Origin of the sequence: Pseudomonas sp. TWP3-2, assembly GCF_049897765.1 — a bacterium.
Taxonomy (GTDB): Bacteria; Pseudomonadota; Gammaproteobacteria; order Pseudomonadales; family Pseudomonadaceae; genus Aquipseudomonas.
The window spans coordinates 213974-239913 of record NZ_JAFCWW010000009.1 but is presented as its reverse complement, the minus strand read 5'-3'; the positions used below and the strand labels follow the sequence as shown (position 1 = coordinate 239913).

Below are 25940 nucleotides of genomic sequence, written 5' to 3'. Positions count from 1 at the left end.
GCTTGGGTTACGGGTTATGCGCCAGATGCTCCGGCTGCAACACTCGTTTGGCGCTCAAGTAAGCTTTCTGCCAATAAGCCTTGGACAGACTGTCCAGTTTCACCGTCCCGCCAGTCGCCGGCGCATGCACAAACCGCCCTTCCCCGACGTAAATCCCCGCATGACTGACCTGCGAGCCGCCATTGGTGGCGAAGAAGATCAGGTCACCGGTCTGCAAGCCTTCTTTGCCGACATTCGGCGCCCGCATCACGATCAGCTCGCGGGTCGAACGCGGCAGGCTGATGCCGGCCGCATCGCGGTAAACAAAACCGATCAGACCACTGCAATCAAAACCTGAATCCGGCGTGTTGCCGCCCCAGCGATAAGGCGTGCCAACCAGACCAAGCGCGCGGAACAGCACGTCTTCGGCAGCAGGCGAAAAACTTTGAGAAGGACTGAACACGACCGGCGCGCGAACAACCGGCGCGGGCGGCGGCGTGCGACTGGCGCAGCCACTGAGCAGCGCTGCGAAAAGCATGAAGGTGAGGCGGGCCGACATCGTCATAAGCAGAACATCCTGATCTGGCTGCGGCTTTAACTGCCGATTCGACAGAAAACAAAACCGCCTGCGTCAGACGCAGGCGGTTTGCCATCAATATAGATTCAGGATTCTAGCGGCTACGCGGCAAACTTCAAGTAAGACTTTAACTTCACCTTGTAAAGTTTAGGTCTATTACCCCTGAAGGGCCGTTTTTTGTCGCCACGAACGTGGCGACAACAGGGTGATTACTTGCGAGCGGTAACCACGGTAGGCGCGTTCGCCAAAGCGCGTTTGGCTTCGATGAAGGTCTTGCTCCAGTAGCTGTCACCCAGGCTGTCGATGCGAACACCGCCGCTGCGACGACTGCTGGAATGGATGAACTGATTGTCACCCAGGTAGATCCCGGCGTGACTTACGCGACCGCGACGACCGTTAGTGGCGAAAAACAGCAAATCACCCGGCTCAAGGTTGCTGCGCGCAACCAGCGGTGCATCGACGTTGATCATTTCGCGGGTAGAACGCGGCAGGTTCATGCCGGCCTCTTCGCGGAACAGATAGCCAATGAAACCGCTGCAATCGAAACCGGCTTCAGAGGTACCACCGAAACGGTAACGGGTACCGATCAGGGACATGCCGCGCTCAAGGATGCTGTCAGCCAGAACTGGAAGCTGGTAAGGCTTGCTGCCGTTGAAATTGGCCAGTTCTTTTTCGGTGTCCAGTTCTTCCTGATAAATAACGGAAGACTGAGCAGTGGCAGAATTTTTAACCTGTTGAGGCTGCTCTTGGACTGGAGAATGAGCAGCGCAACCGAATAACAGGGTGACGAGTGCGAGAGGCACGAGGGGTGCGAAGCGCTTTAGCATGGGCACGACCGTGGCTGATAGTTGTAAAGAAGCCGAGACTATGCCCGCTATCATCCTCATTTGCAAATTCAATCGATCTTTTTGTGACTTCCGAGTTTCTCGTTTACATCTAAGCGCTTAAGCCCATTTGAAACGATACGCAGCTGGCACACCGTGCCGGAAAGCGGATTTTCTGGCGCCTGAAAGATGCCGAAACGCGCTGAAAGGTACGTTTCAAGCGGGTCTCACCAGCCGAGGGTTTCTTTCAGAAAGGGGATTGTCAGCTTGCGCTGAGCTTGCAATGACGCCTGATCGAGCTGCTCCAGCAGATCAAACAGTGCGCTCATGCTGCGCGTGCCGCGAGTCAGAATGAAGTGCCCGACTTCATCGGTCAGGTGCAGACCGCGACGCGAAGCGCGCAATTGCAGCGCACGCAATTTGTCTTCGTCGGAAAGAGGACGCATCTGGAAAATCAGCGCCAGGGTCAGGCGTGATTTCAAGTCAGCGAGTTTCACTGGCAGCTCACGTGGCGAAGTCGATGCGGCGATCAACAAGCGCCGGCCGCTGTCACGCAACCGGTTGAACAGGTGAAACATCGCCTCTTCCCAGTCAGCCTTGCCGGCAATCACCTGCAAGTCATCCAGACACACCAGTTCGTACTGCTCAAGGTTGTCGAGGATGCTCACGCCGCGATCCATCAACTCGGCCAGCGGCAGGTACACCGCCGGTTCCCCCATCTGTTCGAAGCGCAGACACGCAGCCTGCAACAGATGCGTACGCCCTACCCCGTGCTTGCCCCACAGATAAATCAGGCTCTCCGTCCAGCCGGCGTCGGCTTCGCAGAGGCGCTCGACATAGCCGAGTGCAGCGGCATTGGCGCCTGGGTAGTAGTTGATGAAGGTGGCGTCGTCACGCAGACGCACACCTAGGGGCAGCTGAATCGGTTTCATGCTGACTGAACAGTTCCCAAGGAACCGTTAGTGGCCTCTGTGTAAAGTGAGCGGAAGTTTATACCCGTCAAGCGGAGCGCACAATGCGACAGACCCCAAGCAAAATCAAAGGTTTGCGTTAATGCAGCGGTTTTATGACAGTTTTACTGACGCTGCAGAGACAAGTATCACCTGCAGAACACGGGCCAACCCGGTTATCCACCGGGCGGCCCGTCGCGATGATTACAGCTTGGGTTCATCCAGGCCGCTGTAAATGTCGGAGTCCTTGTACACATCATGCATATGACGCACTAGCACCATGATGACCGCCGCGACCGGCAATGCCAGCAGCACACCGGTGAACCCGAATAACTCGCCACCCGCCAGGATCGCGAAGATCACCGCCACCGGATGCAGACCAATGCGGTCCCCCACCAGCCATGGCGTCAGCACCATGCCTTCCAGCGCTTGACCGACCATGAATACAGCAACGATTCCGATCATCGGGTACAGATCTCCGCCAAACTGGAACAGTCCGGCGATCAACGCCGCACCGATACCGATCACGAAGCCCATATACGGCACAATCGCCGCCAGACCGGCAATCAAACCGATCAAAAGCCCCAGTTCCAGCCCGACAATCATCAGACCCGCCGAATAGATCACGCCAAGCGCCAGCATCACCAGCAATTGCCCACGCACGAACGCGCCGAGCACTTCGTGGCATTCGCCGGCCAGCGCAACCACACGCTCCTCGCGATCACGCGGCAGCAAGCTGCGGATCTTCGCCATCATCACGTCCCAGTCGCGCAGCAAATAGAAACTCACCACCGGGATCAGCACCAGATTCGCCAGCCAGCCGATCAACGCCAGACTCGAGGCGGTAGCCTGACTCAGTACCACACCGACGATATCAGTGGTCTGGCCCATGTGTTCACTGATCGCCGCTTTGACTTTATCGAACTTCCAGAACCCGTCCGACAATCCGAGCTTGGCCTGCGCCCATGGCACGGCCGTGTGTTGCAGCCAGTCGAGCATTTGCGGCGCCAGTTCATACAGGCGCATCAGTTGCTTGGCGAGCATCGGCACCAGCACCAGCATCAGCGCGGTGACAATCAGCGTAAACAGCGCAAATACCGAAATCACGCCCCAGGTGCGCGACAACCCCAGCTTCTCCAGACGATCCACCAGCGGATCGAAGAGATAGGCGAGCAACAGCGCCACCAGAAACGGCGTCAGGATCGGGTGCAGTAACCAGACAAATGCGCAAAGCAGGGCAACCCCACCGAGCCAGAACCAACGCCGTGTATCGGCCATTTACCACTCCTGCTTCATCTATATAAGGAAAGACTTACCAACGGAAACGCAATGACGGCGCGGCAGGTGTCGGAGCCGGAGCAACGACCGGCGCTGCACCGGGAACCGCAGGCTGCGGCGCCGCTACCGGCGCCGGCGCTTCGGCGGGCAACTCTTGCAACTTGGCCAACGACAATTGCGCGCGCATCTGATCGGCGCTGCCATTCACGCGATACACAATACGATCGCCGTCAACACTCTGCAGACGCACGCCAAACGGTTCGAGTAACCGCAACAGTGCTGCGTAATGCTCAAGATTCATGCCCTGCACTTCCAGGGTCTGCTGACCCGAAGCGCCTGGTCTGGCAATAAAGCGTGGCGCCAACCGCTCGGTGACCGCCAGCATAACCGCATCAGCGACCGCAGCCTGATCGGCGCCCTGCACGTTGCCCGCTTCTTTTTTATCGCCAAGCCACAGCTGCCATTTGGCCTGCCATTGCCCACCCTCTTCACGCGCATGCACTGCCAGCAAGGCGTCAGCGTTATAGCGCTCAGACGCATCACGCAACGGCGCCGGGTCCGCGCCTTCGAGGACTGGGCCGGTAGCCACCAGTTGCTCGCTCAGATCAGCCAGCGGCAGACGCAGTGGCAAACCACGATGCTGAGCCGCGCGGCGCAACGGCGCCGCCGTCGCCTGACCATCGCCAACCAGACTCGAACCTTCAGCGGAATCGTTCAGCCACCAGCTCAGAATCGACGGCCGACTGGCGCCCCACAACGCCAGCCCGGCGCGGCGCAATGCCTGCTCGGTAGTGCCCGGATCGAAATCGACCTTCAACACTTCCGGCGGCCCGGCGTCGAAGCCGAACTGACTGATGATCTGTTGCGGCTCCTTGCGCACTGGCGCCAGCCCTGGGTTCTGCACGGCTTTCGGATCGCCCGTCAGGCGCAGCACCAGCGTGTCCAGCGCAGCCTGCGTCGCGCGATCACGCTCTTCAGGCGTCTGGCCAGTCACCGGCTCACGCACTTGATAAAGACCTTTGAGATTTTCGGCATGACTCGCCAGGCTGACCAGAGACAAACAGCCCACACACAACAATTTACAAAAACGCATGGAGAATTCCCGTCGACAGGAGCGGCTGGAACAGGCCGCGTGAACCGGTTGAGCAATGGCTGTGACCCCCGGCCGTTGCAAAACATTCACACGCTGGCAGTAAGTTTTTGCACAGTGTTAACGATAGACGGTTAATCGCCACACCTTATACAGGCACCCGTAACAGCTTCTAAACCTTCGATTGCAAAATTTTTCCGGTGATATGGCCCTGCCCGTCGGCGCGAGGATGGCCGCTGCCCCTCAAGCCTGATAAAATCGCGCGCCTTCGCAGACCGGCAACAGCCGGGCGTCATGAAAATCGCGTGAGGCAATCGCCCCGTCGATTTTGGCGTCCCCGCTGAATTCGGTCGTTACCCAGAAATCCCCCCTAAAGGCCTGGATCATGAGCAAGCAACCCTCCCTGAGCTACAAGGACGCCGGTGTAGACATCGACGCCGGTGAAGCATTGGTCGAACGCATCAAGAGCGTCGCCAAGCGCACTGCGCGCCCGGAAGTCATGGGCGGCCTGGGCGGTTTCGGCGCCCTCTGCGAAATCCCGGCCGGCTACAAGCAGCCAGTGCTGGTGTCCGGTACTGACGGCGTCGGCACCAAGCTGCGTCTGGCTCTGAACCTGAACAAACACGACAGCATCGGTATCGACCTGGTCGCCATGTGCGTCAACGATCTGGTGGTGTGCGGCGCCGAGCCGCTGTTCTTCCTCGACTACTACGCCACCGGCAAACTCAACGTTGAAACCGCGACCCAGGTTGTGACCGGTATCGGCGCTGGCTGCGAATTGTCCGGTTGCTCGCTGGTTGGCGGCGAAACCGCTGAGATGCCAGGCATGTACGAAGGCGAAGACTACGACCTGGCCGGCTTCTGCGTCGGCGTCGTGGAAAAAGCCGACATCATCGACGGCTCGAAAGTCGCCACCGGTGACGCGCTGATCGCGCTGCCATCGTCCGGTCCGCACTCCAACGGCTACTCGCTGATCCGCAAGATCATCGAAGTATCCGGCGCCGACATCGAAAACACCCAGCTCGACGGCAAACCACTGACCGACCTGCTGATGGCCCCGACCCGCATCTACGTCAAGCCGCTGCTCAAGCTGATCAAAGACACCGGCGCCGTTAAAGCCATGGCCCACATCACCGGTGGCGGCCTGCTCGACAACATCCCGCGCGTTCTGCCTAAAGGCGCTCAGGCCATCGTTGACGTGGCGAGCTGGACCCGCCCTGCGGTGTTCGACTGGCTGCAAGAGAAAGGCAACGTTGACGAAACCGAGATGCACCGCGTGCTGAACTGCGGCGTGGGCATGGTGATCTGCGTGGCGCAAGAGCACGTTGAAATCACTCTGAACACCCTGCGCGAAGCTGGCGAGCAGCCTTGGGTCATCGGCGAGATCGCTGCAGCTGCCGAAGGCGCTGCTCAGGTTGAACTGAAGAACCTTAAGGCTCATTAATGTCCGCAACCTGTGATGTCGTGGTGCTGTTGTCCGGCACCGGCAGTAACTTGCAGGCTTTGATCGATAGCACGCGGACCGGCGACAGCCCGGTCCGCATCGCTGCGGTGATTTCCAACCGCGCCGACGCTTACGGCCTGCAACGCGCCAGAGACGCGGGTATCGAAACCCGCTCGCTGGATCACAAGGCTTTCGAAGGTCGCGAGACCTTCGACGCCGCTCTGGTCGAACTGATCGACGCCTTCAATCCGAAACTCGTGGTACTGGCCGGTTTCATGCGCATTCTCAGCGCTGACTTCGTGCGCCACTATCACGGTCGCCTGCTCAATATCCATCCGTCGCTGCTACCCAAATACAAAGGGTTACACACTCATCAGCGCGCGCTGGAGGCCGGCGATGCCGAACACGGCTGCTCCGTGCACTTCGTCACCGAGGAACTCGATGGCGGACCACTGGTCGTACAGGCAGTAATACCGGTAGAGTTGCACGATTCGCCGCAAAGTCTGGCGCAACGGGTTCACGTTCAAGAACACCTGATCTATCCGCTGGCCGTACGCTGGTTCGCCGAAGGACGGCTGAGCCTCGGCGAGCAAGGTGCTTTACTGGACGGCCAGCCACTCGCGGCCAGCGGTCACTTGATTCGTAACTAGGAGATATTATGCGTCGCGCCCTGCTCTTCGCTTGCGCTCTGCTCGCCCTGCCCTTCGCACAGGCTGCAGACCTTCAACCGTTCTCCGCCAGCTACACCGCCGACTGGAAACAGCTGCCGATGAGCGGCACCGCCGAACGCAGCCTGTCCAAGGATGCCAAAGGCGTCTGGACCCTGAGCTTCAAGGCTTCGATGATGATCGCCAGCCTGACCGAGACCAGCACTCTGACGCTGGACAAGGACACGCTGCTGCCGCAGTCCTACCACTTTGAACGTGGTGGTCTGGGCAAAGCCAAGAAGGCCGATCTGGACTTCGACTGGGCCAACAAACTGGTGACCGGTACCGACCGTGGCGACGCGGTGAAAATTCCGCTGAACCGCGGCATGGTCGACAAATCCACCTACCAACTCGCGCTGCAACATGACGTCGCCGCCGGCAAGAAAAGCATGAGCTATCAGGTGGTTGATGATGGCGAAGTCGACACTTACGACTTCCGCGTGCTGGGTTCGGAGAAAGTCGAAACCAAGGCCGGCCAGATTGATGCGATCAAGGTCGAGCGCGTACGTGACCCGACGCAGAGCAAGCGCATCACGGTTCTGTGGTTCGCCAAGGACTGGGATTACCTGCTGGTGCGTTTGCAACAGGTTGAGACTGACGGCAAGGAGTACAACATCATGCTTCTTGACGGGACGGTCAACGGCAAAGCAGTTAAAGGCAGTTGATTTGACTGGTAGTAAAAGAGCCCCGTGAATGCGGGGCTTTTTTTTGCCTGTCGATCAGTGCTCAAACCGAAAACTTCGCCACCATCCCATTCAAATCCACCGCCAGCCGCGACAGCTCCTGGCTCGCCGCACTGGTCTGATTGGCGCCCGCCGATGTCTGCATCGCCAGATCACGAATATTCATCAAGTTGCGATCCACCTCGCGCGCCACTGCTGCCTGCTGCTCCGAAGCACTGGCAATCACCATATTGCGCTCGTTGATCAGGGTGAACGCCGAAGCAATCTCCTCCAGCGCCACCCCGGCGGCCTTGGCTAACTCCAGCGTCGAACGCGCGCGCACGTTGCTTTGCTGCATCGAGCTGACAGCCGAATCAGTACCCTGCTGAATCCCGCCGATCATCTGCTCGATCTCTCGCGTCGATTGCTGCGTGCGATGCGCCAGCGCGCGCACTTCGTCCGCCACCACTGCGAAACCACGCCCGGCGTCACCGGCCCGTGCAGCCTCGATCGCCGCGTTGAGCGCCAACAAGTTGGTCTGCTCGGCAATCGAGCGAATCACGTCCAGCACTTTGCTGATGCTGTAGACCTTTTGCGCCAGATCTTCGACCTGCGTGGCATTGGCAGTGACGTCGCCGGCCAGTAACTCGATCGAAGAGACCGTTTGCCGCACTTGCTCGCGACCATGCTGAGCAATGCGATCCGACTCGCGCGAGGCCTCGGAAGTGGCCACCGCATTGCTGGCCACCTCTTCAACCGCTGCGGTCATCTGATTCACCGCTGTGGCGGCCTGCTCAATTTCCAGGCTCTGCTGATGCAGCCCGCGCGTGGCGTCTTCCGTGACGCAGCTGAGCTCTTCCGAAGCCGAGGCCAATTGGCTGGAGGACTCGGAAATACGCCGAATGGTGTCGCGCAGGTTGTGTTGCATTGTCTGCAACGCTTGCAGCAATCGCGCCGGCTCGTCCTTGCCGGAGATGTTGATATCACCGGTCAGATCGCCACCGGCAACCACTTCAGCGACATTCAACGATTGCGAAAGCGGCAGGACAATGCTGCGGGTCAGCGTCAATGCCAGCGCAATAGTGATCAACGCAGTGACGCCGATCATCACCCCGACCCACACCCGCGAGTTGCTGAACACCAGTCGCGCCGCCTCAGTGGCCAAATTGGCGTTGTGTTTGTTCAGCTCGACCAGCTCACGCAGCGTGACGGCAATTTCGTCGGCCAACGGGCTCATCTGGCCATTGAGAATCGCCGCCGCCTCGCCCACCCGGTCTTGCGCCGACAGCGTCATCACCTGTGCCTGAAACTCCAGATACTTGTGCTCGGCAGTTTTAAAGCGATCAAACAGCGCGCGCTCCTCGGGCAACACGATCAACACGTTGTAACGTTGCTGGGCCTCGCTGAGCACGCCGCGCAGCTCGGTGAGCTTGGCGATATTCTGTTCCAGTGCCTGCGGATCGCGATTAAGCAGCAGACGCATGGTCAACGCGCGCAAGCGCAGCATGTCCTGGCTCATTTCGCCGACCGCCATCACGCTTGGCAGCCAGTTGTTGTCGACCTGATCGGACTGGGCGCGCATGTTGGACATTTGCAGCAGTGCGAACGCGCCCAGCGCGAACACCATCAACGCCAGCAAGCCAAAACCCAATCCGGCCCGCGGCGCAATATTGAGACTACGGATACTCATTGCTCTGGTTCCTTCCAAAAGCGCTGCATCAACCCTGCAGCTGGTTGCTCTAGAAGGTATCGGCCCTTTAATAATTTGCGTAAGACCAAAACGTGATATCAAAGAGCCTTGATACTTCGAACACTCGGCATTAACGATTCAGCGCTATTGTGCGGACTTCACGACCGTTCGCGGCAAGATTGCCAGAAAGTTATCTCGCGCGACTTTTTGCGCCACGTCCGCTGGCAAAGCATCGAGGAACGGCTTGAAGCTGTGCATTTCCTTACCGAGCTTGTCAAAACGTCCTACGACGTCGGAGCCGAGCATGAAGCGCTCCGGATGACGTTCGACCAACGCCAGCCACTCCGCGCGCGGCTTGCCCTGCTCGTCCAGCAGATAGGGCGTGAGCATGCTCCACGACAGATCGACGTACAGATTCGGATAGGCCTCAAGCATGCGGCTCAAGGTCGGCAGCAGAAAATCCAGTTGGGTTTGATGCCGGTGAATCTCGGCACTGGTGCCGGCGTGCGCCCAGATGATCCGCGTGTGCGGATGATTACGCAGCGGCTGCTCGATTTCCTGCAAATACAGCGGATTCTTCTCACGCTTGGAGGTGATGTTGGAATGCACCATCACCGGAAGATCGTTTTCCGCCGCCAGGTGATAAATCCGCGTCATGGCTTCGTTGTTGGCTCGCGGCGTGTCGCCGGAGGTCAGCGCCGTCAGGTCGTCATGCCGGGTGAAGACTTCGCCAATGCCTTGCCACAGGCCCGGGTACAGATCAAGCATGCGCTGAATGTGCGCAGCGGAGTTCTTGTCGTTGGGGTTGAAGCCCGACAGGAACGGATGGAAATGCCCGCGCTGCTCTGTGGGCAGTTTCTGCACCGCGTCAGCGATGATCACGTCAGTCGCGCTGTACCAATAGGCATCCGCGTCGTCACCAGCGTAATAGCGCGGTCGTTTGGGCTCGTCTTCGTGCCATTTCTTGGCCACGGGAATACCGGAAATCATTACATGCTCGATGGCATTTTCTTTCATGGCCGTCAGCAATTTCGGCATGCCCGCGCTTTCCTGGAAAAAATCCACGTAATGCAGGTGCGCGTCGCTGTAGGTGTATTCCCGCGCATGCGCAGCGCCGGCACACATCAACAGGCAAGCAAGACTCAGACGATACAAGGACACAAGCGTTCTCCGGCAGATAGGCATAGCCTAGACCTCCGCCGCACGAGCAGGGTTCAGCCGGCAACAAAGTGGAACGCGACTCTGTCGGAATGCTCTATACCTGCAAGATCTTTTGATCGAATGACTTCTCCAACCGCATGCGAGGTTCACATGACTGTTACCGTCAATACCGTCTCCGCCGAAGGTTTGCGTCACACCGTACAGATCGATGAGCATGAATTGTTTGCCGATGCCCCGGTCGCTGCGGGTGGCGAAGGCTCGGCACCCGAGCCGCACGATTACTTCGATGCCGCTCTGGGCGCCTGCAAAGCCTTGACGCTGAAGATGTACGCGAAGAAGAAAGATATCCCGCTGACCGGCGTGGGCGTCGAGGTCAAACGCGACAACAGCGAAGAGCAAAAAGGCAAATACGCCCTGCACGTTACCCTGACGCTCAAAGGCGTACTGACCGATGTTCAGCGTGAAGAATTGCATCGCGTGGCCGACCGCTGCCCGATTCACAAGCTGATGACCACCAGCGAAGTCACCATCGAAACCCACGCGCCACAAGGCTTCGACAGCCAGTAATCACTCCGACTGCAGCGGCGGGTTATGCTTCGCGCATCGCCCGCTCAGCCTGGAATGCACCATGGACACGCCACTTCTGATCATCCGCCCGCGCGCCGAAGACGTCGAAGGCCAGCCGATTCTGCGCCCGCTGCCGTCAGCCAAATGCCGCAATGTCGGACCTTTCGTGTTTTTTGACCACATGCTCGAAACGGTTTATCCGCCTGGCACAGGTATGAACATCCGACAGCATCCGCACATCGGTCTGTCGACACTCACCTATTTGTTTGAAGGGCAGATCCAGCACAAGGACAGCCTCGGTTCGGATCAGGTTGTGAGTGCTGGTGATGTCAGCTGGATGACGGCGGGGAGCGCGATTGCCCACGTCGAACGCACGCCCGAGCCGTTGAAGGATAGCGGTTTCAGGTTTCACGGCTTGCAGATCTGGCTGGCTTCGCCGAAAGAACATGAGCAAGGCCCGGGGCATTACAGCCATCACCCGGCCGCGACTTTGCCGATCAGCGATAACCTCGGCGTGCAGATCCGCATGATCGCCGGGTCAGGCTTTTGCCTGGAATCGCCAGTGCCGGTGCTTTCTCCTACGTTGTATGCCGAGTTGAAAATGCAGACGGCGACCACGCTGTTGATTCCGACCGAGCATGCAGAGCGAGCGTTGTATGTGTTGAGTGGCGATGCGCAGTTGAATGGCGAAGCGCTGGAGCCGCATTCGCTGGTGGTGTTGCCGGCGGGTGAAGAGATGAGCTTGTTCGCTGACAGTGACTGTCACGCGGTGTTGTTCGGGGGTGCGCCTCTGGATGGGCCACGGCGGATCAACTGGAATTTTGTCGCGAGTGATCCGGCGGCGATTGATGAAGCGCGGCGCAAGTGGGCGGCTGGGGATTGGCCGACGGTGCCTGGGGAAGTTGAGCGGATTGAGTTGCCGCGTTAGACCGCGTCAGGCCGATGTACCCTCACCCCAGCCCTCCCGAAACGTCGGACCGCCCACAGGGAGAGGGAGCCGACCGAGGTGTCTGGCGCTGTACATTGACCTGAACGGCCGAGTCGATTGTGGATTCGGTGCTGCACGTTCAGGTCGATGTATCTATCAAGCATCCCACGCTCAGTCCCCTCTCCCTCCGGGAGAGGGTTAGGGTGAGGGGCTTTTCAGCCTTTAAACACTTCATCCAGCAGATTGTGCATCGACTTGAACGCCCGCGCAGCGGTCTTCGCGTCATACATCATCTTGCCCGGCACGTTCGCATGCGGATCGGTAAACGAGTGCACCGCACCGCCGTAACTCAACAACTGCCAATCGACACCCGCCGCATTCATTTCATCTTCGAACGCCGGCAACTGCTCTTTCGGCACCAATGGATCGGAAGCGCCATGCAGCACCAGAACCGAGCCTTTGATGTTGTTGGCATCGGCCGGATTCGGTGAGTCCAGCGTGCCATGGAACGACACCGCCGCCTTCACCGGAGCGCCAGTGCGCGCCAGATCCAGCGCGCAACAACCGCCAAAGCAGAAACCGAACACCGCCAGTTTTGAGGTGTCCACTGCCGCCTCACCCTGCGCCTGCAACTGCTCGAAAGCCGCCTGCATGCGCTTGCGCAGTAACGCACGATCGTTCTTCAACGGCATCATCGCCGCGCCAGCCTGATCGGCATTTTGCGGACGCACAGATTGACCATAAACGTCCGCGATCAACACCACGTAACCTTTGGCCGCGACTGACTTGGCGATTTCTTCAGCGCCAGCGCTGACGCCCATCCAGTTCGGCGCCATCAACAAACCCGGACGCGCGTCTTTATGCCCAGCATCAAACGCCAATCGACCTTCATAAGGCTGGCCATCAATCTGGTAGACCACGGAACGCACAGTGACTTGGCTCATTTCTCACTCCTGATTGGCTAAACACCAGAATGAAAAAACCCGCCGAAGCGGGTTTTTCCTACAACGTGATCAAGCTGACAGTTCGACCAGCAGCTTGTTCAGACGGGCCACGTAAGCGGCCGGATCTTTCAAGCTGTCGCCGGCAGCCAAGGCAGCCTGATCGAACAGGATGTGCGAGAGGTCGCCGAAGCGCTCTTCGCTCTGCTCGCTGTCGAGCTTGGCGATCAGCGGGTGAGTCGGGTTGAATTCGAAGATCGGCTTCGAATCCGGTACCTTCTGCCCACTCGCTTCGAGGATCTGACGCATTTGCATACCCAGATCCTGCTCGCCGATAGCCAAAATGGCCGGCGAATCGGTCAGACGATGGGAAACCCGCACTTCAGCAACCGAATCGCCCAGCGCGGCTTTCAGACGCTCAACCAGACCTTCTTTGGACTTGGCGACTTCTTCTGCAGCTTTCTTGTCTTCTTCCGAATCCAGGTTGCCCAGATCGAGGTCACCGCGCGCCACGTCGACAAAGGTCTTGCCGTCGAAGTCGCTCAGGTAGCTCATCAGCCACTCGTCGATACGGTCGGTCAGCAGCAGCACTTCGATGCCTTTCTTGCGGAAGACTTCCAGGTGCGGGCTGTTCTTGACCTGCGCGTAGGTTTCGCCGGTCAGGTAGTAGATCTTGTCCTGACCTTCCTTGGCGCGAGCCAGGTATTCGGCCAGACCGACAACTTGCTCGCCATCGGTGTTGGTCGATGCGAAACGCAGCAGACCGGCGATTTTTTCCTTGTTGGCGAAATCTTCTGCCGGGCCTTCTTTCATGACCTGACCGAAGTTTTTCCAGAAGCCTTTGTATTGCTCAGGCTCGTTTTTCGCCAGTTTTTCCAGCATGTCCAGCACGCGCTTGGTCAGCGCCGATTTCATCGAGTCGATGATCGGGTCTTTCTGCAGGATTTCCCGCGACACGTTCAGCGACAGGTCGTTGGAATCGACCACGCCTTTGATGAAGCGCAGGTACAGCGGCAGGAACGACTCGGCCTGATCCATCACGAACACGCGCTGCACGTACAGCTTCAGGCCTTTCGGCGCTTCACGCTGGTACAGATCGAATGGCGCACGGGCCGGCACGTACAACAGCGAGGTGTATTCGAGCTTGCCTTCGACCTTGTTATGGGTCCAGCTCAGAGGATTCTCGTAATCGTGACCGATGTGCTTGTAGAACTCCTGGTATTCCTCGTCCTTCACTTCTGTGCGCGGACGGGTCCACAGAGCGCTGGCACGGTTGACGGTTTCCCACTCAACGGCCGGCTGCTCTTCGCCTTCGGCAGCCGCAACTTCTTTCGGCACTTCGATCGGCAGAGCGATGTGGTCGGAGTACTTCTTGATGATGTTGCGCAGACGGTAGCCGTCAGCGAACTCGTCTTCACCGGATTTCAGGCGCAGGACGATGCGCGTACCGCGTTCGGTTTTTTCGACGTTGGCGACTTCAAACTCGCCCTCGCCTTTCGACGACCAGTGCACGCCCTCGCTGGCAGGTGCGCCGGCACGACGGCTGTATACGTCAACCTGGTCGGCAACGATGAACGCGGAGTAGAAACCCACACCGAATTGACCGATCAGGTGCGAATCTTTCTTCTGATCGCCCGACAGGTTTTTCATGAAATCGGCAGTGCCGGACTTGGCGATGGTACCCAGATGGGTGACCACATCGTCGCGGTTCATGCCGATGCCGTTGTCTTCGAGGGTGACGGTGTTGGCCGCCTTGTCGAAGCTCACACGGATTTTCAGTTCAGCACCGCCTTCGAGCAACTCTGGCTTGGCCAGGGCTTCGAAGCGCAACTTGTCGACGGCATCAGAGGCGTTCGAGATCAGTTCGCGAAGGAAGATTTCCTTGTTGGAATACAGCGAATGAATCATGAGGTGCAGCAGTTGCTTCACCTCGGTCTGGAAGCCCAGGGTTTCCTTTTGAGTTTCCACGCTCATGGTCATCAAACTCCAATCAGATGGCATTGGCCGCGACCCAAATGGTCGGCGGCGGGTTGTTCATTGAGTTGGGGGCAGCGTTCAGGATTTCAAGGGCTCATCAATTTTGAAATGCGCACGCGCGGTGGCGATCGGTTCGCCCTCGGTGGACTGCCATGCAGTGATCGCGACGTTGGCCACACGCCGACCCTGACGACACACCTGACACTTGGCCCAGGTGTCGCGAAACTGCCCGGTGCGCAGGTAATCCAGCGAGAAATCGATGATCTTCGGCACACCCGGCGCCCCGGTAAAAATCAGCAGATGCAGGGCCGCGGACAACTCCATGAATCCGGCAATCACCCCGCCGTGGATTGCCGGCAATAAAGGGTTACCAATGTTGTCCTTGTTCGCTGGCAGCTTGAACAGCAGCTCATCGCCGACGCGCGAACACTCGATGCCGATCAGACCTGCGTAGGGGATCAATTGCAGCAGCGGCGCGTAGTCGCCATTTTTGTGAGCGTCTTGTAATTGCTGCTTGAGGTCGTCGCTCACAGGCCTTCTCCCCTGATCGCGCCGCCGAAGCCTTTGGTGCCTTTGATGTTCTTACCCATACGCATGAAAGTGCCGACCACATGGGCGATGGGTTGCTCGGGGTCATCCTGATAAGCGAAGCCGCGAGCGAAAATCACGTCGGTGGTGACGCGGTAGCATTGCGCGAAGCCGTAGACGTCTTTGTGCGGCTCGGCGGCGTGCATATAGTCGATACGCAGGTCGAGCGTCGGGCAGACCTCGAATTCCGGCAGCACGCACAGAGTGGACATGCCGCATGCAGTGTCCATCAACGAGGTCAGCGCGCCGCCATGAATGACTCCGGTCTGCGGGTTGCCGACGATTTTTTCGCTGTATGGCAGGATCACCGTCAAGCCGTCATTGCTCGCGCTATGCACTTGCAATCCGAGTACCTGGCAGTGGCGCAAGGCTGAGAGAAATCGTGTCGCACGCTCAAAAACGAGGTTTTCGGCCATTTGATAATTACTCTCGTTAGTCGTCAATTCAGGTAGTAGAGCCTGCACTAAAAGTTCCACTGTAAAAGAAAGTTATATATCTAGAAGAAACGTGGAACTTAACCTGAGGGACCGTGCTCGAAAGGCCAGTAGTTATTTTCCATAAGGAGAAACACCCCATGCGTAAGACTTTAGCTATTGCCTTGATGTTGACCGCTTCCCTCGGTCTCGCTGCCTGCGATAAAAAATCCGAGGACAAAGCTCAAGATGCAAACCAACATGCTGAGCAAGCTCAGCAAGACATGAACAAAGCTCAGGATAAAGTGAACGACGCAGCGAAAGAAAACGCCAAAGCTGCCGAAGCTCAGGCTGAATCGAACAAAGCTGCAGCAGAAGAAGCTGCCAAGAAGCAATAAGCTGCTTCTTGCTTTGATCGCTGTACAAGAAAACCCGCCTAGTGCGGGTTTTCTTTTGCCTGTCACTTGCTGCTAAACCAACTCACCCACCACTAGTTGCCAGCGGCTGAAAGGCACAATCACCGGGATAACCCGGGCGACCATCACACACCTTCAGACAGCCCACCCCGTCCTTGAACTTTGCACTGACCGATAGTACATAGCCGTACTCCGGCGTTATCACGTTCAATGTCGATGCACAGGACGTCTTCGTATCGAAGCGAAAAGTGATCGTTTCATGTCGCTGCCGACGTTGAAACAGCAGAGCGAAGGTATGACCGCTGTTCCACCTCGATTTACTCGGCACCACAAAACGATAGTGCTGTTCGTTCAGGCGCTCGCCAAATACCTTGAATTCGCTGCGTCCCTTCTCAATCCCCGGTATCGGGTAGGGAATTGGCAGTATGTAAGGCAGCCCGGTCAGGCCTGCTCTGACGTCCAGACCCTTCTGGTAATAAGGCACTTCGATATGAGGAAAACCGTCGTGAGTGATCCGGTCATCGCCATGAAATTGATTTTGCGAGGGTGTGTAATCCGGGGGCAACGCGAACTGGACGTCGAAGGTGAGCAATGCCTGGCTGGCATCCAGATTTTCCGAGAGGAATTCTCTGTTGCTCGCGCCATCGTCACTGACACAACCCTCCAGCGACACCACCATTCCTATCAACAGCAGGAAGCCACAACCCGATAGTGAATTTTTCATCAGACTCAGCGCTCGGACAGGGGAAGTGCGGGGCCGAGGCCACGGCCAACCAGTTCCCATGTGTCGTTTTTGGCCTGCCATTGGAAGCGCGTTGCAAACCAGGCAATCTTCATATTCCGGGCCAGCCGGTGTTCGCTGACTTGAGGTACGCCATTCTTGAGCGCCTGGGCTGATTGGGCGCGGGCCGCCCTCCAGATGTCCGTCAGCTCACCAACGTTGGCATCGGGTGGCAACTGATAAGCGGCGGTCAGGCCGTCCTCTCGGCCGGCCACCAATATTTCCTTGGACGTCAGGTACGCCGCCAGCCTATTGTCGGGCGACACCGCCAGCAGATCTCCCCATACCCGATTGCCGTTGGCCTTGACACTCGTATCGAACCACAGCACTTCGCCCGTTCGGGTGTCCAGTGCACGGCCGGACTCGGCGAATAGCAACATGTCTTCACGGCCTGGTTGCGGCACGCCCCAGTCGGGAAACTTTTCATTTTTGAGAGGGCTGAGCTGACGCGACAGGGGCGTGCCGTTCTGGACGCTGACGAGCAGTGTGCTGACCCCATCGTAGCCCGATGTGACGGCCAGAAGCATCGGCTGCCCTTCCCTCAGCGCTATGATCGGACGCACCTCTTTGACTACGCGGGCGCCGAAAGGCCAGTACTCCTGCGACCGAAACGCAATGGCGTAGTGCGGCCCCGGGCCATAGACACTGTCTGCACGCGGGCTGATCAGGAAATCGCCGAATCGCCTTACCCCGGGCGCATCAGCCTCAACGGGTGGCGAAGCTTGCGCTAAAGCAGCGCACGCCATAAGGCCCCATATCCAGCGACCGAGTCGACGGTATGGCGGCTTACACATTTGAAATCCTTTCAAGAACTGCCTTCCATGAAAAACCGAAGCCGGATGTTACAACGTCATTTGCACTAACGCCCAATGATCTGCATAACCGCAGGACCGTCCGCTAGAGCAATAACGTTTTGAATGTCGGACTGATCATCAGCAGTAACGAACACACTAATCCCACCAGCCATACCAGACTGCGAGGCGTGGGCAGATCCGCCAGGTAGAACCACAAGTAGAGGATTCGCGCGATCACGAAAATGATCGCCAGTGTATCGATCAGCCATCCTGCCGTTTGCGTGGTGTGCGCCATCAACACACCCACCGCAAACAATATGAACGCTTCGATACTGTTCTGGTGCGCAGCCAGCGCCCTTGCGCCGTAGCCGGTCAGTTGCGCCTGTTGCTGACGCGGCAGGTGGTTGTTGTAACCGCCCTGCTCTTTCATGGCCTTGCCCACCGGCATACGCGCCACATAGATCATCAACGCGCTGACAAACACACACCAGAACGGAATACTCATTCAAACAACCTCTTTGTTCGCCTCAGGAATAGGCGCCTCTGTAGGGGTATAGACCATCACGTCGAGAACGTCGGAATGGAACTCGCGGCGATACAACACCAGCACCACACCCGTGCTCATCAGCATGAACAGCCACGGGCTGACGAACCAGGCGAGCATGGTCATGCCGAAGTAGTAGGAACGCAGCCCGAAGTTGAACTGGTTGGCCGCCATCGAAATGACTCGTGCGGCGCGCGAAGCGAACGCTTTGCGTTCCTGCTCCGAGACATGCCGCTCACCAATCATCGGCGCCGAACCGATCAGAATCGCCGCGAAGTTGTACTGGCGCATGCACCAGCTGAAGGTGAAGAACGCGTAGACAAACACCATCGCCAGACACAGCAACTTGATCTCCGACATGCCCTGCGACGCCTGCTGCACCATCGGAATATCCGCCAACAACGACACCGCCCGCTCGGACGCGCCGAGCACGGTAAGAATACCGGCGAGGATAATCAGGGTGCTGGAAGCGAAGAACGAGGCGTTGCGCTCGAGGTTGCCGATCACGCTAGCGTCAGCGATGCGGTTGTCACGCAGCAACATGCGGCGCATCCAGTCTTCGCGGTACAGGTGCAGCACGCTGGCCAGACACGCGGTGTCGCGGCCCTTCCATGAGGCATAACGGGTGTAGCCGCCCCAGCAGATGACAAACCACAGCGCGGCGAGCAGGTGGATCAGGTTGGCTTGAATGAACGACATGCAATTCCCTGTGATGAAGATTTCGGCAACCCTTCGACGTTAGCTCAGGGAAAAAGACACTGCCTGACGCGCATAAAAAATGCCCCGTATCGATTGATACGGGGCATTTCTGTTTAAGCGCTCAGAACCCGCTTGTGGCGGACCGGCAATCTTATGCGAGGGCTTCGCTGCGCTTGCCCAGCAGGCGATCGCACACCACCGCGACCATCAGCGTCATCACGCACGGCACCAGCCACGCCAGACCCTGCTCGCTCAGCGGCAACTGAGCCATCTGCGACGGCAGCCAGTCAGCCAGACCAGCGCCTTTCAGGGCGTCGATGCTGCCGAACACGAACGATACCAGCATCACCGGGCCGAGAATGCGGCTGTGCTCATGCCAGAAGTCCTTGCAGAAGCTCAGGCCGACCAGAACGATGCACGGCGGGTAGATCGCGGTGAGCACCGGGATCGAGAACGCGATCAGGTTGGTCAGGCCGAGGTTGGACACCAGCAGCGAAAACGCGGCGAGGATAATGACCAGCGTCTTGTAGGACAGCGGCAGCACGCCGCTGAAGTATTCGGCGCAGGCGCAGGTCAGACCCACAGCAGTCACCAGACACGCCAGAGAAATCAGCACCGCAAGGAAACCGCTGCCCAGCGAACCGAAGGTATGTTGCACGTAAGCGTGCAGCACCGCGGCGCCGTTGGTAGCGCCCGCAGCCACTTCATGGCTGCCGGAACCGAGACGGAACAGGCTGACATACACCAGCGCCAGGCCGACGCCGGCGATCAGCCCGGCGATGATCGCGTAACGGGTGATCAGCGCTGGCGACTCGACGCCACGCGAGCGGATCGCGTTGACGATGACGATGCCGAATACCAGAGCGCCCAACGTATCCATGGTCAGATAACCATTGATGAAGCCTTGGGAGAACGGTGCCGCCACGTATTCCGGCGTGGCCACGCCGATATCACCGGCCGGCAGCGCGAACGCGGCAATGCCGAGCACGGCCAGGGCGATGATCTTCAGCGGCGCGAGGAAGCGGCCTACGGTATCCAGCAGACGGCCCGGATACAGCGAGATGAAGAACACCAGCAGGAAGTACACCGAACTGTAGAGGAACAACGCCAGCGGACTTTCGCCGGTCAATGGCGCCAGGCCCACTTCGAACGATACGGTCGCAGTGCGTGGCGTCGCGAACAACGGGCCGACCGCGAGGTAGCACGCAGCTGCCAGCACACCACCGGCGATTTTGCCGATCGGGCTGCTCAGGGCATCCATCGCACCGCCGACCTTGGCCAGCGCCACGACAGTGATGACCGGAAGGCCAACCGCCGTGATCAGGAAGCCCAGCGCTGCCATCCAGACGTGAGGCCCGGACTGCAGACCGACGATAGGCGGGAAGATGATGTTGCCGGCCCCGACGAACAGGGCGAAGGTCATAAAACCAAGTGCCAGGATGTCCTGACCTTTCAAAACTTTCATTAAGGAAATACCACACTACTGAATCGGAATTTAGAGGGGGATTGCCCTGTGGGATTAGGGAAATGCTGTCGATCCGTATGGGATTGACCCTTATAGCGCGGTGCTGCCTTGTGGGCGGCGGACGCAAAAATGGCTGCTAGCCTAACGAATTTGCCTGACAAACGCACTGTTAGAGGGCGAACTATCCGATACGCGACGTTGCTGTGTCGCATTTACGTATCTAAATTTCCTGCAGAGAACTCTGTGGCGAGGGGATTTATCCCCGTTGGGCTGCGCAGCGGCCCCGAAGCATTTGGGGTTGGAACACCAGACAGAGCACGGTCGCTTGAATTAGGGCCGCTTCGCAGCCCAACGGGGATAAATCCCCTCGCCACAAAAGCCCTCCTATCCTTTTAAGCCAGAAACAACAAAGGCCACCCGAAGGTGGCCTTTGTCTGGTGTAGCGTCAGCTAAGCGCGTGGCTTACTTGACAGCCCAACCGGTCAGCTCGGCCAGGGCCTTGCCGATGTCTGCCAGCGAACGCACGGTTTTTACGCCTGCGTCTTGCAGCGCAGCGAATTTCTCGTCTGCAGTGCCTTTGCCGCCAGAGATGATTGCACCAGCATGGCCCATGCGCTTGCCCGGAGGAGCAGTCACACCAGCGATGTAGGAAACAACCGGCTTGGTCACGTGTGCCTTGATGTAGGCAGCAGCCTCTTCTTCAGCCGAACCGCCGATCTCGCCGATCATCACGATCGCTTCGGTCTTCGGGTCTTCCTGGAACAGCTTCAGGATGTCGATGAAGTTCGAACCCGGGATCGGGTCACCACCGATGCCGACGCAAGTCGACTGACCGAAACCGGCGTCAGTAGTCTGCTTCACAGCTTCGTAGGTCAGGGTGCCGGAACGCGAAACGATACCGACCTTGCCTGGCAAGTGAATGTGACCTGGCATGATGCCGATCTTGCATTCGCCTGGAGTGATCACGCCTGGGCAGTTAGGACCGATCAGGACAATGCCCAGCTCGTCGCAAACTACTTTGGCATCCAGCATGTCCAGGGTAGGAATGCCTTCGGTGATGCAAACGATCAGCTTGATGCCGCCGAAAGCCGCTTCCAGGATCGAGTCCTTGCAGAAAGGAGCCGGAACGTAGATCACGCTGGCGGTAGCGCCAGTGGCCGCTACAGCGTCTTTCACAGTGTTGAACACTGGCAGACCCAGGTGCTCGGTGCCGCCCTTGCCCGGAGTTACGCCACCAACCATCTTGGTGCCGTATTCGATGGCTTGCTGGGTGTGGAAACTACCTTGCGAACCGGTAATACCCTGGCAGATAACTTTGGTGTCTTTATTGATCAGGACGCTCATTACTTGCCCTCCGCAGCTTTAACGACTTGTTGAGCAGCGTCGGTCAGGCTGGTAGCAGCGATGATGTTCAAACCGCTTTCTGCCAGTACTTTAGCGCCCAGTTCAGCGTTGTTGCCTTCAAGACGAACAACAACCGGGATTTTCACGCCGACTTCTTTCACTGCACCGATGATGCCTTCGGCAATCATGTCGCAACGAACGATGCCGCCGAAGATGTTGACCAGTACTGCAGCGACGTTGGAGTCGGACAGGATGATCTTGAACGCTTCGGTAACGCGTTCTTTGGTAGCACCGCCGCCCACGTCGAGGAAGTTGGCTGGTTTGCCGCCATGCAGGTTGACGATGTCCATGGTACCCATGGCCAGGCCAGCACCGTTGACCATGCAACCGATGTTGCCTTCCAGTGCTACGTAGTTCAGTTCGAACTTGGCAGCGTGCGCTTCGCGCGGATCGTCTTGCGACGGATCGTGGAAAGTCTTCAGCTTAGGCTGACGGTACATGGCGTTGGCGTCGATGTTGATCTTGGCGTCGAGGCAGTGCAGATCGCCGTCAGCCTTGATCACCAGCGGATTCACTTCCAGCAGAGCCAGGTCGTGATCCTTGAACAGTTTGGCCAGACCTACGAAGATCTTGGCGAACTGAGCAACCTGCTTGCCTTCCAGACCCAGCTGGAATGCCAGCTCGCGACCCTGGAATGGCTGAGCGCCAACCAGTGGATCGATAGTGGCTTTCAGAATTTTTTCTGGGGTTTCGTGAGCGATCTTCTCGATGTCCACGCCACCTTCGGTGGAAGCCATGAACACGATGCGACGGCTCGAACGGTCAACGACAGCGCCCAGGTACAGCTCTTTAGCGATATCAGTGCACGATTCAACCAGGATCTTGGTGACTGGCTGGCCATTGGCGTCAGTCTGGTAAGTCACCAGACGCTTGCCCAGCCACTGCTGTGCGAAGGCTTTGGCGTCTTCTCTGCTACGAACCAGCTTTACGCCGCCCGCTTTACCGCGACCACCAGCGTGGACCTGGGCTTTGACAACCCACTCACTGCCGCCGATTTTGTCGCAAGCTTCTGCTGCTGCTTCCGGGGTGTCTACTGCGTAACCAGTGGAAACTGGCAGGCCGTATTCAGCGAACAGCTGCTTACCCTGATACTCGTGAAGATTCATGCTTATTACCGTCTTCGTTAGGTACTGCGCATTCGGCGCTGCGCTCTTGATGAGTGCCGCGCCACCTGTGACTGCTGCTTGCGTAGCTGAGCTACGCAAGACTGCGTCCAGCGGACTTTCCGCGGTGAGTCTTGCTCGCAAGGCTCACGACGGGCCATTACCGCCGTGGTTTCTTATTGTGTCTTAACGCTTTTTGCGGTTGGCAATGTGGATGGCGCCGCCATTCACAGCCAGAGCAGCTTCGTGCAAGGCTTCAGACAGGGTCGGATGGGAGAAAACCATCATGCCCAGGTCTTCAGCGCTGGTGCCGAATTCCATACCGATCGCGCCCTGCTGAACCAGCTCTGCAGCGCTCGGGCCAATCACGTGCACGCCCAATACGCGGTCGGTCTTGGCATCAGCGATGACCTTGACGAAACCACCGGTATCGTTGGCGGCCATGGCACGGCCGGAAGCGGCGAACGGGAAGGTGCCGACGTTAACTTCAACGCCTTCGGCTTTCAAGGCCTGCTCGGTTTTGCCAACCCAGGCGATTTCCGGGTGAGTATAAATAACCGAAGGGATCAAGTCATAGTTCATCTGGGCTTTGTGGCCCTTGATGCGCTCGACAACCATGATGCCTTCTTCGGATGCCTTGTGAGCCAGCATCATGCCACGTACCACGTCACCGATGGCGAAAACGCCCGGTACGGTGGTGGCGCAGTGATCGTCAACGTGCACGAAACCGCGCTCGTCGAGGGTCACGCCGCTGTCGGCAGCCAGCAGATCAGTGGTCACCGGACGGCGACCAACGGCTACGATCAGCTTGTCGAAAGTGATGGTCTGTTCGCCATTGGCATCGGTGTAGTTAACAACAACTTCGTTGCCGTTGACTTTCGAACCGGTGACGCGAGCGCCCAGTTTGATGTCCAGACCCTGTTTGGTCAGGGTTTTCAGCGCTTCCTTGGACACAGCGGTGTCCGCTGCCATCAGGAAAGTGTCCAGCGCTTCCAGGACAACCACTTCCGAACCCAGACGCGACCATACCGAACCCAGTTCCAGGCCGATCACGCCTGCGCCGATCACGCCCAGACGTTTTGGTACCGATTGGAATTCCAGTGCGCCAGTCGAATCAACGATGACATTCTGGTCGACCGGAGCCGGTGGAATGTCGATCGGACGCGAACCTGGAGCCAGGATGACGTTTTCGGCTTCGATGATTTCTACCGAACCGTCAGGCTTGGTGACTTCGACTTTCTTGCCAGCCAGCAGTTTGCCGTGGCCCTGGATCGAAGTAACGCCGTTGGCCTTGAACAGGGTAGCAACGCCGCCGGTCAGGTTCTTGACGATGCCAGCCTTGCGGCCAACCATCGCAGCGACGTCCATTTTGACTTCGCCAGTCGAGATGCCGTGAACGTTGAAGCTTTCTTTCGCTTCCTTGTATTTCCAGGAGCTGTCCAGCAGCGCCTTGGAAGGAATGCAGCCGACGTTCAGGCAAGTGCCGCCCAGCGCCAGTTTGTCTTCCTTGTCGGTGTACTTCTCGATGCAGGCGGTCGAAAGGCCCAACTGAGCGGCTTTGATAGCTGCCACGTAGCCACCAGGGCCAGCACCGATCACTACTACGTCAAATTTCTGCGACATTCAAAAAATCCTCTTGAGCGAAAAGCTTCAAGCCGCGCGCTGCAAGCCAGGCTGCCTTTTCGTGCAGCTTGAAGCTTGCAGCGCGTGACTGCTTCTATCAGATATCCAGCAACAGACGAGCCGGATCTTCCAGCAGGTTCTTGATGGTCACCAGGAAGGTCACAGCTTCTTTGCCATCGATCAGACGGTGATCGTAGGACAGTGCCAGGTACATCATCGGACGGATCACGACCTGACCGTTGATTGCCATCGGACGCTGGATGATGTTGTGCATGCCCAGAATCGCTGCCTGCGGCGGGTTGACGATCGGAGTCGACATCATCGAACCGAAGGTACCACCGTTAGTGATGGTGAACGTACCGCCGGTCATTTCGTCCATCGACAGTTTGCCGTCACGGGCTTTCTTGCCGAAGGTGGCGATGCCGCCTTCGATTTCAGCCAGGCTCATCAGTTCGGCGTTACGCAGAACCGGAACCACCAGACCGCGATCGCTGGAAACTGCAACACCAACGTCGGCGTAGCCGTGGTAAACGATGTCGGCACCGTCGATCGAAGCGTTGACAGCCGGGAAGCGCTTCAGCGCTTCGGTGGCAGCCTTGACGAAGAACGACATGAAGCCCAGGCGTACGCCATTGTGGGACTTCTCGAACAGGTCCTTGTACTTCGAACGCAGGGCCATGACTTCGGTCATGTCGACTTCGTTGAAAGTGGTCAGCATCGCCATGTTCGACTGTGCTTCAACCAGACGCTTGGCCACGGTGGCGCGAACGCGGGTCATTGGCACGCGCTTCTCGACGCGGTCGCCAGCAGCCAGTACCGGGGCAGCGGCCGATGGAGCGGCAGCCTTGGCCGGTGCAGCAGCCGGAGCAGCTTTCTTGGCTTCAACAGCGGCAACCACGTCTTCCTTGGTCACACGGCCATCTTTGCCAGTGCCTTTTACGGACGCCAGGTTGATGCCGTTTTCTTCAGCCAGCTTGCGCGCGGCAGGAGCAGCGATAGCATCTTCGTCAGCGCCGGCGGCAGCTGGAGCAGCAGCCGGAGCAGCAGCGGCAGCGGCAGCGGCAGCCGGAGCAGCGGCAGCAGCGCCGCCCGCTTCGATGGAGCCCAGGACTTCGTCGGACAGAACGGTGTCGCCTTCGTTCTTGACGATTGCGCCCAGCACGCCGTCGGCAGTAGCCAGAACTTCCAGTACGACTTTGTCAGTTTCGATGTCGACGATCAGGTCGTCACGCTTGACAGCGTCGCCCGGTTTTTTGTGCCAGGTGGCAACGGTGCCATCGGCAACCGATTCCGGGAAAGTGGGGGCTTTGATCTCGATAGCCATTATCTGTAGTT

The 25940-nt window shown here is 58.3% G+C and carries 27 protein-coding genes; 6 read left to right on the top strand and 21 right to left on the bottom strand.

The window, feature by feature from the left end; all coding sequences use genetic code 11:
- Window positions 1-7: 7 nt before the first annotated feature.
- From ACP7EE_RS16215 to ACP7EE_RS16190, 6 genes are all read right to left on the bottom strand, one after another.
- On the bottom strand, window positions 8-544 hold the full coding sequence (locus ACP7EE_RS16215; RefSeq protein WP_426235220.1) for a C40 family peptidase: 537 nt from the start codon (window positions 542-544) through the stop codon (window positions 8-10).
- Window positions 545-765: 221 nt separating this feature from the next.
- Window positions 766-1383, bottom strand: coding sequence for a C40 family peptidase (locus ACP7EE_RS16210; protein WP_420648058.1), 618 nt, complete (start codon window positions 1381-1383; stop codon window positions 766-768).
- Window positions 1384-1607: 224 nt separating this feature from the next.
- Window positions 1608-2312 carry a DnaA regulatory inactivator Hda gene (hda, locus tag ACP7EE_RS16205; protein ID WP_426205045.1) on the bottom strand — a complete coding sequence of 235 codons (705 nt, stop codon included), beginning with the start codon at window positions 2310-2312 and terminating at the stop codon, window positions 1608-1610.
- A 222-nt stretch (window positions 2313-2534) separates the two neighbouring features.
- On the bottom strand, window positions 2535-3608 hold the full coding sequence (locus tag ACP7EE_RS16200) for an AI-2E family transporter (protein WP_426235218.1): 1074 nt from the start codon (window positions 3606-3608) through the stop codon (window positions 2535-2537).
- A gap of 34 nt (window positions 3609-3642) precedes the next feature.
- Window positions 3643-4701: a DUF2066 domain-containing protein gene (locus ACP7EE_RS16195; protein ID WP_426235216.1), complete on the bottom strand. Its 1059-nt coding sequence runs from the start codon at window positions 4699-4701 to the stop codon at window positions 3643-3645.
- Window positions 4702-4941: 240 nt separating this feature from the next.
- Complete coding sequence (locus tag ACP7EE_RS16190; protein ID WP_420651428.1) at window positions 4942-5091, bottom strand: hypothetical protein; 150 nt, start codon at window positions 5089-5091, stop codon at window positions 4942-4944.
- Here ACP7EE_RS16190 and purM point away from each other — a divergent pair.
- The 3 genes from purM to ACP7EE_RS16175 are packed head-to-tail and all read left to right on the top strand — an operon-like array spanning window position 5084 to window position 7514.
- Complete coding sequence (purM, locus tag ACP7EE_RS16185) at window positions 5084-6142, top strand: phosphoribosylformylglycinamidine cyclo-ligase (RefSeq protein WP_420648053.1); 1059 nt, start codon at window positions 5084-5086, stop codon at window positions 6140-6142. The genes ACP7EE_RS16190 and purM overlap by 8 nt on opposite strands.
- Window positions 6142-6792: a phosphoribosylglycinamide formyltransferase gene (purN, locus tag ACP7EE_RS16180; protein ID WP_426235214.1), complete on the top strand. Its 651-nt coding sequence runs from the start codon at window positions 6142-6144 to the stop codon at window positions 6790-6792. The genes purM and purN overlap by 1 nt, the downstream gene beginning before the upstream one ends.
- Window positions 6793-6800: 8 nt before the next feature.
- Window positions 6801-7514 carry a DUF3108 domain-containing protein gene (locus tag ACP7EE_RS16175; protein ID WP_426235212.1) on the top strand — a complete coding sequence of 238 codons (714 nt, stop codon included), beginning with the start codon at window positions 6801-6803 and terminating at the stop codon, window positions 7512-7514.
- 61 nt (window positions 7515-7575) lie between these two features.
- Here the strand turns inward: ACP7EE_RS16175 and ACP7EE_RS16170 are convergent, their stop codons facing one another.
- Together ACP7EE_RS16170 and ACP7EE_RS16165 are read right to left on the bottom strand one after the other, a co-directional pair.
- Window positions 7576-9201: a methyl-accepting chemotaxis protein gene (locus ACP7EE_RS16170; protein ID WP_426235210.1), complete on the bottom strand. Its 1626-nt coding sequence runs from the start codon at window positions 9199-9201 to the stop codon at window positions 7576-7578.
- A gap of 144 nt (window positions 9202-9345) precedes the next feature.
- On the bottom strand, window positions 9346-10386 hold the full coding sequence (locus ACP7EE_RS16165) for an amidohydrolase family protein (RefSeq protein ID WP_426235208.1): 1041 nt from the start codon (window positions 10384-10386) through the stop codon (window positions 9346-9348).
- Window positions 10387-10512: 126 nt separating this feature from the next.
- On the opposite strand from ACP7EE_RS16165, the gene ACP7EE_RS16160 reads away from it, so the two are divergent.
- Both ACP7EE_RS16160 and ACP7EE_RS16155 read left to right on the top strand, forming a co-directional pair.
- Window positions 10513-10929 carry an OsmC family protein gene (locus ACP7EE_RS16160; protein WP_426235206.1) on the top strand — a complete coding sequence of 139 codons (417 nt, stop codon included), beginning with the start codon at window positions 10513-10515 and terminating at the stop codon, window positions 10927-10929.
- Between the two features lie 61 nt (window positions 10930-10990).
- A complete protein-coding gene (locus ACP7EE_RS16155; protein ID WP_426235204.1) occupies window positions 10991-11857 on the top strand; it encodes a pirin family protein in 867 nt (288 codons plus the stop codon).
- A 215-nt stretch (window positions 11858-12072) separates the two neighbouring features.
- Here the strand turns inward: ACP7EE_RS16155 and ACP7EE_RS16150 are convergent, their stop codons facing one another.
- The 4 genes from ACP7EE_RS16150 to ACP7EE_RS16135 form a co-directional block, all read right to left on the bottom strand.
- Window positions 12073-12801: a dienelactone hydrolase family protein gene (locus tag ACP7EE_RS16150; protein ID WP_426235202.1), complete on the bottom strand. Its 729-nt coding sequence runs from the start codon at window positions 12799-12801 to the stop codon at window positions 12073-12075.
- A gap of 69 nt (window positions 12802-12870) precedes the next feature.
- The gene (gene htpG / locus ACP7EE_RS16145) at window positions 12871-14772 is read right to left on the bottom strand and encodes a molecular chaperone HtpG (protein WP_426235200.1); all 1902 of its coding nucleotides are present in this window, start codon (window positions 14770-14772) and stop codon (window positions 12871-12873) included.
- Window positions 14773-14853: 81 nt separating this feature from the next.
- The gene (locus ACP7EE_RS16140; RefSeq protein WP_420648044.1) at window positions 14854-15306 is read right to left on the bottom strand and encodes a PaaI family thioesterase; all 453 of its coding nucleotides are present in this window, start codon (window positions 15304-15306) and stop codon (window positions 14854-14856) included.
- Entirely contained in the window at window positions 15303-15779 is a 477-nt protein-coding gene (locus ACP7EE_RS16135; RefSeq protein WP_420648043.1) for a PaaI family thioesterase, read from the bottom strand. Before ACP7EE_RS16135 ends, ACP7EE_RS16140 begins: the two co-directional genes overlap by 4 nt.
- Before the next feature lie 158 nt (window positions 15780-15937).
- Here ACP7EE_RS16135 and ACP7EE_RS16130 point away from each other — a divergent pair, with 158 nt between their 5' ends.
- The gene (locus ACP7EE_RS16130) at window positions 15938-16174 is read left to right on the top strand and encodes a hypothetical protein (RefSeq protein ID WP_420648042.1); all 237 of its coding nucleotides are present in this window, start codon (window positions 15938-15940) and stop codon (window positions 16172-16174) included.
- 82 nt (window positions 16175-16256) lie between these two features.
- On the opposite strand, the gene ACP7EE_RS16125 is transcribed toward ACP7EE_RS16130, so the two are convergent.
- The 9 genes from ACP7EE_RS16125 to odhB all read right to left on the bottom strand — a co-directional run bounded on the left by ACP7EE_RS16125 (window position 16257) and on the right by odhB (window position 25929).
- A complete protein-coding gene (locus ACP7EE_RS16125) occupies window positions 16257-16916 on the bottom strand; it encodes a hypothetical protein (RefSeq protein WP_420648041.1) in 660 nt (219 codons plus the stop codon).
- Between the two features lie 5 nt (window positions 16917-16921).
- Window positions 16922-17500 (bottom strand): hypothetical protein, encoded by a 579-nt coding sequence (locus tag ACP7EE_RS16120; protein WP_420648040.1) that lies wholly within the window; start codon window positions 17498-17500, stop codon window positions 16922-16924.
- Window positions 17501-17870: 370 nt separating this feature from the next.
- On the bottom strand, window positions 17871-18272 hold the full coding sequence (locus tag ACP7EE_RS16115) for an MAPEG family protein (RefSeq protein WP_426235197.1): 402 nt from the start codon (window positions 18270-18272) through the stop codon (window positions 17871-17873).
- Entirely contained in the window at window positions 18273-19010 is a 738-nt protein-coding gene (locus ACP7EE_RS16110; RefSeq protein WP_426235195.1) for a DUF599 domain-containing protein, read from the bottom strand.
- A 151-nt stretch (window positions 19011-19161) separates the two neighbouring features.
- The gene (gene brnQ / locus ACP7EE_RS16105) at window positions 19162-20475 is read right to left on the bottom strand and encodes a branched-chain amino acid transport system II carrier protein (protein ID WP_426235193.1); all 1314 of its coding nucleotides are present in this window, start codon (window positions 20473-20475) and stop codon (window positions 19162-19164) included.
- Between the two features lie 462 nt (window positions 20476-20937).
- Window positions 20938-21819: a succinate--CoA ligase subunit alpha gene (sucD, locus tag ACP7EE_RS16100; RefSeq protein WP_128608023.1), complete on the bottom strand. Its 882-nt coding sequence runs from the start codon at window positions 21817-21819 to the stop codon at window positions 20938-20940.
- The gene (sucC, locus tag ACP7EE_RS16095) at window positions 21819-22985 is read right to left on the bottom strand and encodes an ADP-forming succinate--CoA ligase subunit beta (RefSeq protein WP_420648036.1); all 1167 of its coding nucleotides are present in this window, start codon (window positions 22983-22985) and stop codon (window positions 21819-21821) included. Before sucC ends, sucD begins: the two co-directional genes overlap by 1 nt.
- Window positions 22986-23168: 183 nt before the next feature.
- Complete coding sequence (lpdA, locus tag ACP7EE_RS16090) at window positions 23169-24605, bottom strand: dihydrolipoyl dehydrogenase (RefSeq protein ID WP_426235191.1); 1437 nt, start codon at window positions 24603-24605, stop codon at window positions 23169-23171.
- Window positions 24606-24702: 97 nt separating this feature from the next.
- Complete coding sequence (gene odhB / locus ACP7EE_RS16085; protein ID WP_426235189.1) at window positions 24703-25929, bottom strand: 2-oxoglutarate dehydrogenase complex dihydrolipoyllysine-residue succinyltransferase; 1227 nt, start codon at window positions 25927-25929, stop codon at window positions 24703-24705.
- Window positions 25930-25940: the final 11 nt, after the last annotated feature.

What these genes read in the sequence shown, in the direction of transcription:
- sucC (WP_420648036.1), bottom strand. Translation starts at nt 22,985, where the DNA reads ATGAATCTTCACGAGTATCAGGGTAAGCAGCTGTTCGCTGAATACGGC.
- odhB (WP_426235189.1), bottom strand. Translation starts at nt 25,929, where the DNA reads ATGGCTATCGAGATCAAAGCCCCCACTTTCCCGGAATCGGTTGCCGAT.
- ACP7EE_RS16170 (WP_426235210.1), bottom strand. Translation starts at nt 9,201, where the DNA reads ATGAGTATCCGTAGTCTCAATATTGCGCCGCGGGCCGGATTGGGTTTT.
- ACP7EE_RS16165 (WP_426235208.1), bottom strand. Translation starts at nt 10,386, where the DNA reads ATGCCTATCTGCCGGAGAACGCTTGTGTCCTTGTATCGTCTGAGTCTT.
- ACP7EE_RS16200 (WP_426235218.1), bottom strand. Translation starts at nt 3,608, where the DNA reads ATGGCCGATACACGGCGTTGGTTCTGGCTCGGTGGGGTTGCCCTGCTT.
- ACP7EE_RS16210 (WP_420648058.1), bottom strand. Translation starts at nt 1,383, where the DNA reads ATGCTAAAGCGCTTCGCACCCCTCGTGCCTCTCGCACTCGTCACCCTG.
- ACP7EE_RS16175 (WP_426235212.1), top strand. Translation starts at nt 6,801, where the DNA reads ATGCGTCGCGCCCTGCTCTTCGCTTGCGCTCTGCTCGCCCTGCCCTTC.
- lpdA (WP_426235191.1), bottom strand. Translation starts at nt 24,605, where the DNA reads ATGTCGCAGAAATTTGACGTAGTAGTGATCGGTGCTGGCCCTGGTGGC.
- ACP7EE_RS16215 (WP_426235220.1), bottom strand. Translation starts at nt 544, where the DNA reads ATGACGATGTCGGCCCGCCTCACCTTCATGCTTTTCGCAGCGCTGCTC.
- ACP7EE_RS16115 (WP_426235197.1), bottom strand. Translation starts at nt 18,272, where the DNA reads ATGAGTATTCCGTTCTGGTGTGTGTTTGTCAGCGCGTTGATGATCTAT.
- ACP7EE_RS16120 (WP_420648040.1), bottom strand. Translation starts at nt 17,500, where the DNA reads ATGCTTCTGGCCGTCACATCGGGCTACGATGGGGTCAGCACACTGCTC.
- ACP7EE_RS16155 (WP_426235204.1), top strand. Translation starts at nt 10,991, where the DNA reads ATGGACACGCCACTTCTGATCATCCGCCCGCGCGCCGAAGACGTCGAA.
- ACP7EE_RS16135 (WP_420648043.1), bottom strand. Translation starts at nt 15,779, where the DNA reads ATGGCCGAAAACCTCGTTTTTGAGCGTGCGACACGATTTCTCTCAGCC.
- ACP7EE_RS16150 (WP_426235202.1), bottom strand. Translation starts at nt 12,801, where the DNA reads ATGAGCCAAGTCACTGTGCGTTCCGTGGTCTACCAGATTGATGGCCAG.
- ACP7EE_RS16130 (WP_420648042.1), top strand. Translation starts at nt 15,938, where the DNA reads ATGCGTAAGACTTTAGCTATTGCCTTGATGTTGACCGCTTCCCTCGGT.
- ACP7EE_RS16160 (WP_426235206.1), top strand. Translation starts at nt 10,513, where the DNA reads ATGACTGTTACCGTCAATACCGTCTCCGCCGAAGGTTTGCGTCACACC.
- brnQ (WP_426235193.1), bottom strand. Translation starts at nt 20,475, where the DNA reads ATGAAAGTTTTGAAAGGTCAGGACATCCTGGCACTTGGTTTTATGACC.
- purN (WP_426235214.1), top strand. Translation starts at nt 6,142, where the DNA reads ATGTCCGCAACCTGTGATGTCGTGGTGCTGTTGTCCGGCACCGGCAGT.
- ACP7EE_RS16110 (WP_426235195.1), bottom strand. Translation starts at nt 19,010, where the DNA reads ATGTCGTTCATTCAAGCCAACCTGATCCACCTGCTCGCCGCGCTGTGG.
- ACP7EE_RS16195 (WP_426235216.1), bottom strand. Translation starts at nt 4,701, where the DNA reads ATGCGTTTTTGTAAATTGTTGTGTGTGGGCTGTTTGTCTCTGGTCAGC.
- ACP7EE_RS16125 (WP_420648041.1), bottom strand. Translation starts at nt 16,916, where the DNA reads ATGAAAAATTCACTATCGGGTTGTGGCTTCCTGCTGTTGATAGGAATG.
- sucD (WP_128608023.1), bottom strand. Translation starts at nt 21,819, where the DNA reads ATGAGCGTCCTGATCAATAAAGACACCAAAGTTATCTGCCAGGGTATT.
- htpG (WP_426235200.1), bottom strand. Translation starts at nt 14,772, where the DNA reads ATGAGCGTGGAAACTCAAAAGGAAACCCTGGGCTTCCAGACCGAGGTG.
- hda (WP_426205045.1), bottom strand. Translation starts at nt 2,312, where the DNA reads ATGAAACCGATTCAGCTGCCCCTAGGTGTGCGTCTGCGTGACGACGCC.
- purM (WP_420648053.1), top strand. Translation starts at nt 5,084, where the DNA reads ATGAGCAAGCAACCCTCCCTGAGCTACAAGGACGCCGGTGTAGACATC.